This window comes from Actinomycetota bacterium (assembly GCA_035697485.1).
GTDB lineage: Bacteria > Actinomycetota > UBA4738 > UBA4738 > HRBIN12 > JAOUEA01.
This window is the reverse complement of the sequence record DASSCU010000032.1, coordinates 51,849-64,078: the sequence shown is the minus strand read 5'-3', so window position 1 is coordinate 64,078 and position 12,230 is coordinate 51,849. Positions and strand designations below refer to the sequence as shown.

10 protein-coding genes are annotated in these 12,230 nt (G+C 67.6%); 4 read left to right on the top strand and 6 right to left on the bottom strand.

The window, feature by feature from the left end; all coding sequences use genetic code 11:
* A partial coding sequence (locus tag VFI59_09745) for a hypothetical protein (protein HET6713978.1) occupies positions 1-1,536 on the top strand: 1,536 nt, incomplete at its 5' end.
* Here VFI59_09745 and VFI59_09740 read toward each other — a convergent pair.
* A complete protein-coding gene (locus VFI59_09740) occupies positions 1,533-1,943 on the bottom strand; it encodes a response regulator transcription factor (GenBank protein ID HET6713977.1) in 411 nt (136 codons plus the stop codon). The genes VFI59_09745 and VFI59_09740 overlap by 4 nt on opposite strands.
* Before the next feature lie 404 nt (positions 1,944-2,347).
* On the opposite strand from VFI59_09740, the gene VFI59_09735 reads away from it, so the two are divergent.
* On the top strand, positions 2,348-4,840 hold the full coding sequence (locus VFI59_09735) for an ATP-dependent Clp protease ATP-binding subunit (GenBank protein HET6713976.1): 2,493 nt from the start codon (positions 2,348-2,350) through the stop codon (positions 4,838-4,840).
* Positions 4,841-5,396: 556 nt separating this feature from the next.
* On the opposite strand, the gene VFI59_09730 is transcribed toward VFI59_09735, so the two are convergent.
* From VFI59_09730 to VFI59_09710, 5 genes are all read right to left on the bottom strand, one after another.
* Positions 5,397-6,716, bottom strand: coding sequence for a hypothetical protein (locus VFI59_09730; GenBank protein HET6713975.1), 1,320 nt, complete (start codon positions 6,714-6,716; stop codon positions 5,397-5,399).
* A 309-nt stretch (positions 6,717-7,025) separates the two neighbouring features.
* Entirely contained in the window at positions 7,026-7,790 is a 765-nt protein-coding gene (locus VFI59_09725; GenBank protein ID HET6713974.1) for a nuclear transport factor 2 family protein, read from the bottom strand.
* Positions 7,791-7,800: 10 nt separating this feature from the next.
* A complete protein-coding gene (locus tag VFI59_09720; protein ID HET6713973.1) occupies positions 7,801-8,313 on the bottom strand; it encodes an RNA polymerase sigma factor in 513 nt (170 codons plus the stop codon).
* A gap of 144 nt (positions 8,314-8,457) precedes the next feature.
* Positions 8,458-9,219 (bottom strand): RIO1 family regulatory kinase/ATPase, encoded by a 762-nt coding sequence (locus tag VFI59_09715; GenBank protein ID HET6713972.1) that lies wholly within the window; start codon positions 9,217-9,219, stop codon positions 8,458-8,460.
* 196 nt (positions 9,220-9,415) lie between these two features.
* Positions 9,416-10,015, bottom strand: a complete 600-nt coding sequence (locus tag VFI59_09710) for a disulfide oxidoreductase (GenBank protein HET6713971.1) — start codon at positions 10,013-10,015, stop codon at positions 9,416-9,418.
* Between the two features lie 100 nt (positions 10,016-10,115).
* Between VFI59_09710 and VFI59_09705 the strand changes: the two genes are divergently transcribed.
* Both VFI59_09705 and VFI59_09700 read left to right on the top strand, forming a co-directional pair.
* Complete coding sequence (locus tag VFI59_09705) at positions 10,116-11,459, top strand: AAA family ATPase (protein HET6713970.1); 1,344 nt, start codon at positions 10,116-10,118, stop codon at positions 11,457-11,459.
* A gap of 159 nt (positions 11,460-11,618) precedes the next feature.
* Positions 11,619-12,125, top strand: coding sequence for a CarD family transcriptional regulator (locus VFI59_09700; protein ID HET6713969.1), 507 nt, complete (start codon positions 11,619-11,621; stop codon positions 12,123-12,125).
* The last annotated feature ends 105 nt before the right edge of the window (positions 12,126-12,230 follow it).

Here is a 12,230-nt window from a genome sequence, read left to right as displayed (position 1 = left end):
GTCACCAGGGCCCGTCGCCCAGCGGTCGCTGCCGTGGCCAAGGCGCCGGGCAGGCACTTCTCCAGCGAGGACATGGACATCATCCCGGTCGGCGACCGGGCGATCATGGGTGTCGGACTGCAGGCGTGTGCACGCCACGGCCGCAACGCGTTCGCCTTCTTCGACGTCACCAAGCCGCGCCACCCCCTGTTCCTGTCATCGATGCGCACGCGCGCAGGGGTCCACGAGCTCGACCTCGTCGTGCGTCCCGACGGCACCGCGCTCGCGCTCGGCGCGACGCCGTTCGCCGACTACGGCTGGCTGTACTTCGGCGCACCGCGCAGCGGAGAGGTGCAGATCGTCGACATCACCGAGCCGGAGGATCCCGCGCGCCTGAGCACGTGGAGCGTGTTCGAGGACAGCGATCTCGAGTCGGTCGGAGGCGATCCCTTCGTCAGCACCTTCCAGGGCAGCGGGTCGTTCACGGCGGTCTTCGCCCACAGCGTGCGAACCGCCGATGACGGCGACAGCGCATACGTTTCCTACTGGGACGCCGGCACCGTCAAGCTCGACATCAGCGATCCGTCCGACCCGACGATCGTCGGACGCACGCAGTTCGGTCCGGGTGAGGACGGGGACGCCCACTCGATGTTCCCGCTCGATGTGGGTGGAACCCGATACGTGCTGCAGAACGACGAGGACTACGATCCCGCCTCGCCGAGCCGCGCGAAGGCGTCGGTCACGAGCCGGTGGGTCAACGTTCTCGACATGCCCTGGATGCCGCAGACCCTCGCCGACACGGGAGAGATCACCGGCGACGTGGTCGATGCCGGGGAGGGGTGTTCCGGCGACGACTACGCCGGTGCAGCGGGCAAGATCGTCGTGGCCGACACCATCGACTTCTACTACACCGGCGTGATCGACGCGTGGCCCGAGGCGCCGTGCCGTCTGAAGAAGCAGACGAAGCTCGCCGCGCGGTCGGGAGCGACGGCGCTCGTCTCGAACTTCATCAGTCCCGACGATCCCTGGCCGTGGCCGTTCAGACGCCCGGACGGCATCACCGAGAACGAGGACATGGTGGTGTTCCAGGTTGCCGCCGGTGACGGACTGGTGCATGCGATCCGCGACGACGGAGGAGCCACGACGATCACGCTGCGCCCGACCGAGCCTTCGGTGGGATACTTGCGTATCTTCGACGAGTCGACGGCGACTGACGCCGACGGCGACGGCGTGCCCGAGTTCGAACAGGTGGGGTCCTTCACGGGACTGCCCTACGTCGTGGGGGATGCCGACCCTCCGCGCCGCGGCGTCTGGTCGATCCACAACACGGAGGTCCTCGGTGACCGTGCCTACTCGTCGTGGTACGGCCACGGGATCGTCGCCCTCGACATGTCCGATCCGACGGCTCCACAGCTCGTAGGTCAGTTCGTCCCAGATGGAGGAGCGGTCACCTGGGGGGTGGCCGTCGACCCGGACACGGGGCTGATCTACGCGAGTGACATCGGCAGCGGGCTGTGGATCGTGCGGCCGACGGGAGACGCGGTGCCGAGCGGCTAGAGCACGGCCTCGTCGCCGGTGGCCTCGTGCAGCGTGATCACGAGGTCCTGGAGCCCGGTGCCCTTCGCCAGGAACCCTCGCGCCCCGGCCTCGCGTGCCTCGCGCTCGACCCCGGCATCGGCGTGCGCGGTCAGGATCACGACCGGCAGGTCGGGGTTCGCCTCGTGGATCTTCTTCATCGCGTCGATGCCGGAGAGGTCGGGCATCGACAGGTCCATCAGCACCACGTCGGGCTCGAGGGCCTCGGCCTGATCGCACGCCGCCACGCCGCCGCCCGCCTCACCCGCGATCTCGATGTCGCCGACCAGCCGCAGCGCCGAGGTCAGCGCCCTGCGGAAGGCGGGGTGATCGTCTACCACGAGTACTCGCACGCGCGTGCCTCCATCGAGCATCTGGGCGTTCTGCACGTGGATCCCCTCGATCGTGCCGCCGTTCGGTCATCCGTATGCTGCTCGGTACACGCTACCCGCTCGGGAGCGGTTCCAAGCTCGCCCATCCTGGCACCCACCGTCCTCCCCACACAACGGGCCGGAAGGAGGACATTCTCATGGTCCGAAAGGGGGATTCTCTGCATCCGCCGAAAGGCACCTCATCCCCGAGCCGAGAACGTCCGAACAACAGGGTAGGGAAATCGACGCGGAGGTGGCGGTGCGGTTCAAGGCGAACGGGGGGGCACGGGTATACTTGCTCTCAGTGGGCGCTGCCACCGGTCACCTGGTGCGGCGCCCGAGGCGCCTCGGGGGTAGGACGGGGTCCGTTGATCCCCGGGCGGAGAGCGGAACATGCGGGTCGTGGCCCGGAGGACGCTGACATGTTCGAACGTTTCACCGATCGAGCGAGACGGGTGGTGGTCCTGGCGCAGGAAGAGGCCAGGATGCTCAACCACAACTACATCGGCACCGAGCACATCCTGCTCGGGCTGATCCATGAGGGCGAGGGCGTCGCCGCCAAGGCGCTCGAATCGCTGAACATCTCGCTCGAGGCAGTACGCCAGCAGGTCGAGGAGATCATCGGCCAGGGCCAGGCCGCTCCCACGGGGCACATCCCGTTCACGCCGCGCGCGAAGAAGGTCCTCGAGCTGTCGTTGCGAGAGGCGCTTCAGCTCTGCCACAACTACATCGGCACCGAGCACATCCTGCTCGGTCTGATCCGTGAGGGGGAGGGCGTCGCCGCCCAGGTTCTGCAGAAGCTCGGTGCCGACCTGAACCGCGTCCGCCAGACCGTGATCCAGCTGCTGTCCGGCTACACGGGCGGCAAGGGCGAGACGACCCCGGGCGGCGCGCCCGAGGGCCAGCAGAGCGGGTCGATGGTGCTCGATCAGTTCGGTCGCAACCTCACCCAGCTCGCGCGTGACGGCAAGCTCGACCCGGTCATCGGGCGCGAGAAGGAGATCGAACGCGTGATGCAGGTGCTCAGCCGGCGCACCAAGAACAACCCGGTGCTGATCGGCGAGCCCGGCGTCGGCAAGACCGCCGTCGTCGAGGGCCTCAGTCAGGACATCATCCGCGGCGAGGTGCCCGAGACGCTGAAAGACAAGCAGATCTACACCCTCGACCTCGGCGCCCTGGTGGCGGGGTCGCGCTACCGCGGCGACTTCGAGGAGCGCCTCAAGAAGGTGCTGAAGGAGATCAAGACCCGCGGCGACATCGTGCTGTTCATCGACGAGCTGCACACGCTGGTGGGAGCCGGCGCCGCCGAGGGCGCGATCGACGCGGCGAGCATCCTCAAACCGATGCTCGCTCGCGGCGAGCTGCAGACGATCGGTGCCACCACGCGCGACGAGTACCGCAAGCACCTCGAGAAGGACGCCGCGCTCGAGCGCCGCTTCCAGCCGATCGAGGTCCAGGAGCCGAACGTCGCCCACACGATCGAGATCCTCAAGGGCCTCCGCGACCGCTATGAGGCACATCACCGCGTGAACTTCACCGACGACGCGCTGGTGGCTGCGGCGAACCTCGCCGATCGCTACATCAGCGACCGGTTCCTGCCCGACAAGGCGATCGACCTGATCGACGAGGCCGGCTCGCGCATGCGCATCCGTCGCATGACCGCGCCGCCCGACGTCCGCGAGGTCGACGAGAAGATCGCCGACGTGCGCCTGCGCAAGGAGAGCGCGATCGACGGCCAGGACTTCGAGAAGGCCGCATCGCTCCGAGACGAGGAGCGCCAGCTGCAGGAGGAGCGCTCACGTCGCGAGCAGGCCTGGAAGTCCGGCGAGATGGACATCCTCAGCGAGGTCGACGAGGAGGAGATCGCCGAGGTCCTGAGCATCTGGACCGGCATCCCGGTCTTCAAGCTCACCGAGGAGGAGACCGAGAAGCTGCTTCGCATGGAGGACGAACTCCACAAGCGCATCGTCACCCAGAACGAGGCGATCTCGGCCGTCTCCCGCGCGATGCGCCGTACACGGTCGGGCCTGAAGGACCCACGCCGCCCGGCCGGCTCGTTCATCTTCCTCGGCCCCTCGGGGGTCGGAAAGACCGAGCTCTCGAAGGCGCTCGCGGAGTTCCTGTTCGGCGACGAGGATGCATTGATCCAGCTCGACATGTCTGAGTACATGGAGAAGCACACCGTCAGCCGCCTGATCGGCTCGCCTCCGGGCTACGTCGGCTACGAGGAAGGCGGCCAGCTCACCGAGGCCGTGCGTCGCAAGCCGTTCTCGGTCGTGCTCTTCGACGAGATCGAGAAGGCCCACCCCGACGTGTTCAACACCTTGCTGCAGATCCTGGAAGACGGCCACCTCACCGACTCGCAGGGGCACAAGGTCGACTTCAAGAACACCATCATCATCATGACCTCGAACCTCGGCACGCGTGACATCCAGAAGGGGCCGGGCATCGGTTTCGCGGCTGCCGGTGACGCAGAGGTCACGTACGAGAAGATGAAGGATCGGGTGACCGAAGAGCTGAAGAAGAGCTTCCGGCCCGAGTTCATCAACCGCATCGATGAGGTCATCGTGTTCCGTTCGCTCACCCAGGAAGACGTAAAGAACATCGTCGACCTGATGATGAAGCGGGTACGCGAGCAGCTGAAGGCGAAGGACGTCGAGATCGAGTTGACCGACGGCGCGAGGGTCGTGCTCGCGACCGAGGGCTACGACCAATCGCTCGGCGCGCGGCCGCTGCGCCGCACGATCCAGCGGCTCGTCGAGGACCCGCTCGCCGAGAAGCTCCTGTACAAGGAGTTCCGCGCCGGCGAGACGATCCTCGTCGACGCCGTCGACGGCGAGATCGTGTTCGACCACACGGGTGGCATGCTGCCGCCCGACGTGCCGCCGGTCGAGCTCGCCGGTTCACCCGAATAGGAAGCGTCGGATCGGGGGAACCCGATCCGTCTCCGCCGCCTTCGGGCGGCATCAAGGCCGAAGCCCGGACCCCTGCGGGGCCCGGGCTTCTCGGCATCGGGAACAGCTCGAAGGCCCGATCGCATCGTCCGCACCAGGTCGTCGCGATCGTCCACCGTGGCGATCTCGACGCCGTGTGTTCCACCTGGTGCAGCACCTTCCGGGCCGCGAGCGCAGCACGGCGCGGCGGTTCCGGGAGACGTTCATCGTGGTCCGGAACGGGAACCGCGTGGGATCGTCGAGGGCAGAACCCGGTCCCGTCGTTCCCACAGTTCCGGGAACGCATCCTTCTTGATCTCCTCAGCTTCCTGATCGCTGCCCGTCACGACGCACATTGCCCCGAAGACCTCCGAGCGATGTTCCTCGACGGAACGACTCGGAGCTCCCGGGTTCCAGGACGGACCCCACCCAGATCCGTCGGGGCGGAGGGCCTCGCTGGAGACTGGATCGTCCTCCATGAACACGTGGTGGGGCAGGGTCGCTGACGCGAGATAGAGGGTCGGGTGAAGGACCGCCCCTAGCTGGTCATCGAGCGCTCGTACTCCCCGAGGTAGGTCGCCAGGAGGTCGATCGATGTCCGGGACAGGGTATGGACGAGCTCCTGGCCTCCGGTCTTGAAGAGCTCACCGTCGTCGTTTACCTGCCCGGCTTCCGGATGCTCAGCTCCGATCCACGCCACGAACTCCGCGAACTCCGGGGGGTCGGCCGATGGGTAGCTCACGTTGAGCCACGGGAAGCTGAGGTGCGTGATGCGATCCTGCCCTACACCGATGCTGATGGACGATTCGACCGGCGGATACCCGAGGATCCGCCGCAACGTGTTGTCCATCCGATAGGTGCACACGATCGGAGCGCCACGGATGACCGGATCGGAGTCCCATCGACATCCCGAGGCGGTATATCGAACCTCGTAGAGTCGCTCGACCTCGAGCGCGAGTGCGAGCTCCTCACGGTCCAGTCGAACGAAGGGCATGTTGCGCTCCGTGCGGTAGCCGTTCTGCATCCAGGCCGTGGCCCCGTCCTTCGAGAGCAGCGACATGGCTGTTGCGACGTCGTTGTCGTTCCGGGCCTGCATGAAGCGCTCGGCGATCTTCACGTCGGCCAACACATGGGGCGGGATGAAGCGGATCGATCCGACGATCTGCCTGGACTCCCGTCGCAGCGCCCGGTCGGCTTGCTCGGTCGTCACGGCTGCGATGAACAGGCGCGATCCACTCACGTCGACGATCCACACCTCGATCCTGTCTCCCGCCGTCGTCCTCGGAAACAGAGCGCCGCCCCTGATGTCCCGCCACGTGAAGAAGAACCCCGGGTTGCACCCATTGCGCTCGCGCACCGTGAGCACTACCCGATCCGCCGGGCGTCCGCCCACGGTGACGGTCGAAGGTCCGGCGACGAGCCGGGTCCCGGGCGCCGTCGCGACGGCGCGCACGAGATCCGTGACCGAGCCGCTGACCGATTGGCCCAGCAGGTCGGCGCAGGGCTCAGCGCGACCTCCCTCGGGGAAGCTCGACCAGTAGAGCATCGCCTCCGCACCCTGCGGTCCGACGACCGACTTGTTGAGCGAGACCCCGGCGAACCGTTCCCAGCCCGGCGCAGGCATCCTCAACGACAGCGGCACGTCCCCGACGGTGAGCACCTGCCTGCCGATGCCGGGTTGCCCGACCAGGCCGGCATCCGTCGGCGCCGGCGAGGGCAAGACGGCCGACGTGGGCGAGGGGACGTCGGGGAAGTAGCCAGTTCCCACAGCATCTTCGGTCCTGGGCTGTTGTGCTCGACCCGTGAACCACATGCCCACGGCGATCGTCAGCGCGAGCGCCACGACCATGAGTGGCACGACGACACGATCGGATCGGCCCAACGATCCCTCGATGTCCGTCGGGGACGGTGGCGGATCCGGCGATCGCGGGGGAGCGACGGGCACCGCCGCCGCGGCGCCCGTCTCGGGGGTCGGTCGCTCCCTGGTCGGACGCTTCCTGGAACCGCTCCCGACGGACTTCCGCTCGACTTGCGGCGGGGGAGCGTCGAACAGATAGAGCGGCCGCTCCCCACACGCGGGGCAGGTGCGCTCCGTCGTGTCCCCCTGCCAATCGCAGCGCAGGCATGTCTTGCGCTTCATGCTCGCCGACATGCGATCGACCGTCCGTCAGGCCGCATTTTCTCGCTTCACCGCCTTCACGTACGCTTTGGTGTTCTGCGCCCACAGCGCGATCGACTCCTCGCTGAGCACGAAGTTGGTTCCGTCCTCCACGTACATCACGTCGAGATCCTTCGGGTGTGTCGCGGAGACCCAATCCCTGAAGGGCTCCCACATCTGTGGCGAGAAACTGTTGATGTTCCAGTGCAGCGACACCACAACGATCTCCCCATCACGAACGGTGAGATCCCAGGAGCCGGGGTAGGGGCCCAGTCCGATCTCGTCGGACCTGATGCCGTGCCAATCGAACCGGCAGCGAACCGAGGTGCCAAAGGCGGAGCTGTCCGTTGCGGAGCATGCCTCAACGGGGATCTGTTCGTAGCCCATGGCTTCGAGGAAGGAAAGGAAGACTGGCACCTCCTCCGGGGTGGTTGCGTCCATCTCAAGGCGAGCGTCGTCGGCCAGATATGTGACCGCTCGCTCCCCGTCGAAAGCGCCGAACGCCTCGACGAAACCCGTGGCGACGGGCACCGCAGCAGGATCCACGGGGTACACGGTCGGCGGCGTGTCCGCCGGGGTCGTCGTGTCTCCCCCAGGGCGGTTCGCCATGATCAGCACGACCGCGGCGAGAGCGATGGCCGCCGCGATGGCGAACGCGCCGACCTTCCGGTTCCGCGCGGTGCGGACCTGCCGCTTCTGCTGACGCTCGAGGGCGCCAGGTGCGGGTGGTTTCTGCTTCGTGACCATCTCGTAGACCTCCCGAACGTCCGGCATCCTCGCCTCCCTAGCTCCCCTTGAGCGCCGCACGCCCCTGTGACGCGAGCACGCGCACGGTGGTCGGCCGGATGCCCATGATGCGGGCGGCCTGTTCCGAGCTGTATCCGAAGATCTCGGTGAGCACGATCGCGGTCCGTTGACGAGGGGATATGCCGCGAAGCATCCGACGAACGTCCTCCCGGACGTTCACGTCGTCGAACGGATCGCGGCTGGCGGCGGTCGGCGCGATCTTCCTCGTCGCCATGCGTGCGCGACGTGCGCGCATCCGGACCCCGTTCAGCGCGACGCGGAACAGGTACGCGACCGGATCCTCGATCGTGTCGAGCCGGTCCCACCGCTCCCAGAGCTTCAGGAACGCGTCCTGCATGAGTTCCTCCGCGTCGGCCGAACTGCCCGTGACGAAATACAGCGCTCGGTACAGGCGATCGTGCACGTCGAGGAAGAGCTCTTCGAAGCTCGTCGGATCCGCGGGCGCCTCACGTTCCCGGTCGAGCTTGACGACGTTGTCCTCGGCCTGCACGCGACCATGGATGCTCGACGCATCCCGATCGTTTAGCCCGGCCGCTCGGATCCTCCGTGAGGATCGCATCGTTCGACCCTACGCTCGGGTTCGCCGATCCGGAACGGGGACGAGGCCCCGGGGGATGGTCCGATTTCGCGTGCGTCACATCGTGAGGCCACGGAGCTCCTCGGGCACGAGGTCGGCGAACTCCCACCCGGTCCACAGGTCGCCCGCGATGCGCCCCGCGTGACGGTCCACGCCGTGGTGAGAGGCCCACTCGCAGATGCGCTCGACGTCTCGCTCGAGGAACGCGCGGGCATGCCGGTTCTTCCGGGGATCCACCGCCTGCGGCAGGTCGATCACGGTCACCTGACCCTCCCAGACGAGCAGGTTGTACGGGGAGAGGTCGCCGTGCACGACGTTCAGGAACAGCATCCGCTCGATCGCCCCGAGAACCTGGTCAACGAGTGCCTCGGCTTCGTCCGTGTCCTCGACGTCGTAGGAGCGCAGCTGCGGCGCGGCGAAGCCGTCGTCGCCGATGTACGACATCAAGATCGCATCGCCGGTGGACTCGATCGGGCGCGGGACGTGAGCGCCGCCGGCCGAGAGGGTGCGCAGGGTCTCCCACTCGCGGTCGACCCAGATCATGCCCTGCACCTCGCGTCCGAAGCGTGTCTTCTTCTCGAGCGCGACGCGGACGCGGCGCTCCTTGATCCACTCGCCGTCGCGGTACGTCGACTCGTCGCGGAAGTCCCGCCGGTCGAGCGGATGGTACGTCTTCAGCGCGACGAGATCCTCGCCGGTCGTGCGCGGGTTGGCGCGGCAGAGATGCACGGAGGCTTCCTTGCCGCTCTTGATCGGTCTGAGCACCGCTTCGATGAGTCCCTCGTCGAAGAAGTGCTCGAACTGGTTCGCGTCGGTCAACGCGGGTCTCCTTCCGGGATGGTTCGTGGCATGGGTGATGCCACGTCCCCGGAGGAGCTGGGCGTGGAGCGCCGACCCGAGCGTGGGTGGGGCTACGCGGAGGACCGGGAGGGACGCGGCGTGCGCGCGATATCGAACACCGATCTCGCGGCCATGCTCATCGCCTCCTCTCGGCTCATCAGCGCTGAGCGCGCTGTCACGGCGCGGCGGTCGCGCCGGAGTGCTCGGCAAGGGTAGCACCGTCGTCGTCGATGTCCAGTCGTGCGAACGATCGAGCGACGAGCACGAGCGCGACGATCAGGGCGAACCCACTCAACGCCATGAGCGGGATCGAGACGAAGTGGAACTTCCAGATCCACACGACGGTGCACGGCGCGTCGGCGCTGCACGAGACCGACGCCTGGCTCGGGAACCGCTCGAGTTGGTAGTGGTAGAGCGAGATGGCGGCGCCGATCACGGCGAGCGGCACGACGTATCTGACGACCGAGACATCGCGCTTCCATGCCGCGATCGCGAGGATCGGCACGAGCGGGTACATCGCGATGCGCTGGTACCAGCAGAGCTTGCACGGCACGAAGTGCGCGACTTCGGAGAGGTAGAGGCTGCCGAGGGTCGCGGTCAGCGCCACGAGGAAGGCGAGCCACAACGCCGACGGGCCGAGGGTCTCCCACACAGCGTCCTTCGTCGATGAGAAGCCGTCGCGGCCGGCCACGGCAAGCAGGGCGATCGCGATCACCGCAGCGATCGCGATCACGGTGAGCAGGGCGAACAGGGTCGCCATCGTGTCGACGTTCATCGCCCGAAGCCTATCCACACCGGCTCTGCGGGGCAGGGACCTTGGTCCTTCCGAGCACGGGCCTCATGTGATGTCGGTCCCGAGGGCTAGGGTGCCGACCATGGCAAAGACGCGGGTCGTGCTGACTTGTCAGGAGTGTCGTCAGCAGGTGTCGCAGTGGGTCGGGCGATGTCCCGGCTGCGGCGCCTGGGGCTCGATCGAGGAGACCGGCGTGGTGACCGCTCCCACGCGCAGCGGAACCCCCATCGTGACGTCGCCGCTGATCGGTGCGGTAGGCCAGGGCGACGATCGACGCGTGCCCGCCGGGTTCCCCGGTGTCGACCGCGTGCTCGGCGGGGGCGTCGTGCCTGCCTCGGTCTCGCTGCTCGCGGGCGAGCCCGGTATCGGCAAGTCGACGTTGCTGCTGCACCTCGTGGCCCACCTCGCCTCGAGCGGCCACGAGTGCCTGTTGGTCAGCGGCGAGGAGTCGCACGCGCAGGTGGCCTCTCGGGCACGTCGGCTGGGCATCCCCGCCGACGAGGTGCGCTTCGCCCCCGGCCGCGACCTCGAGCAGGTGATCGAGACCGCACGAGCCGAGCGTCCCTTCCTGCTGGCGGTCGATTCCATCCAGACGATCAGAGACACGAGCGGCACCCAGATGCCCGGCGGCGTTTCCCAGGTCCGCACCTGCACCGACGCGCTCGTCGGGCTCGCGAAGGCCGAGGGCGTCGCCATGCTGCTGACCGGGCATGTCACGAAGGACGGCGACCTTGCGGGGCCGCGAGCCCTCGAACACGCGGTCGATACGGTCCTCACGTTCGATGGCGATCCGCGTTCGGGCTTGCGGGTGCTCACCGGTGGCAAGAATCGGTTCGGCGCCGAGGGCGAGAGCGCATGGTTCGAGATGACCTCGGGCGGACTTCGCGAGATCGACCCCACGTCCTTGCTCGTGAGCGGAGAGCGCATGCCTGGCGCAGCAACGGCGCTCGTTCAGTCCGGTCGCCGCGCCCTGGCCGTCGAGGTGCAGGCGCTCGTGGGTTCGTCCGACGGGTCGGCTCGCCGCCAGGCGACCGGGCTCGACGCCAGGCGGTTCCAGCTGGTCGCCGCCGTGCTCGAGCGCGCCGCCGGCCTGTCGCTCGGCCGTTCCGAGCTCTACGGGGCCTCCTCGGGAGGCGTGAAGGTCGACGATCCCGCGTGCGACCTGGCCGTAGCGGCCGCCCTCGCGTCCGCCGCGACGGGCGCCTCGCCGCCCGACACGTCGGCTTTCGTGGGCGAGGTCTCCCTGACGGGACTCGTGCGGCCCGCGCCGGCCATGTCGCAGCGGTTCGCGGCTGCTCGCGCAGCGGGGGTGGGCACGGTGTTCGCGCCGACCGGCGAGCCTGCGCCCGACGGCGTCCGGGTGGTGCCGGTTCGAGATGTCGCCGAAGCGCTGTCGTGGGCGCCGAGGTCGCCCTCGCAGCCGTGACACGCTGCTGAATCGACGTTCAGCCTAGGTCGTTCGAGCCATCGGAACCCCGGAATCAGCCCTCTGACCTGCGGATTTGGGTTGCGCCGCAAGACCCTCCCGTGCTACCCTTGCATGACTAGTCAGCGCGATCCCAGTTCTCGACTTCCTGGAGGTTCCGTGTTCCGTAAGGGCGACACCGTGGTGCATCCGGAGCACGGAGCAGCAGTCATCGAGGAGTTGCGAGAGAAGGAGTTCCTGGGCGAGACCCGCACCTATCTGGTGTTGCGCGTCGCCTACGGTGATCTCACGCTGATGATCCCGACCGACTCGACCGATCAGGTCGGCCTGCGGTCGGTGGTGAGCAAGAACGAGGTCAAGAAGGTCCTCAAGGTGCTCACCGAGGAAGAGTCGTCGATGGCCGCCAACTGGAGCCGTCGCTTCAAGAACAACATGGAGAAGCTCCACTCCGGCGACCCGTACCAGGTCGCCGAGGTGCTCCGGAACCTCTCGATCCGCGATCGGGAGAAGGGGCTGTCGGCCGGCGAGAAGCGCATGATCACCAAGGCCCGTCAGATCCTGATCTCCGAGCTGTCGCACGCGACCGGCAAGTCCGAGGAAGCCGCCGAGATCATGATCGACGAGGTCCTCGACGACGCCCACGGCGAGAAGATCGCCGCCGTCTGACGCCTCGGCCCGGGAGGGACCGGGCGCAGCGCACGATTCCTCCGGACTACAGGCGTTCCACGCCCGCGCCGATGCTTCCTTCAGCCTCAGGTTCGTTCAGCTTGC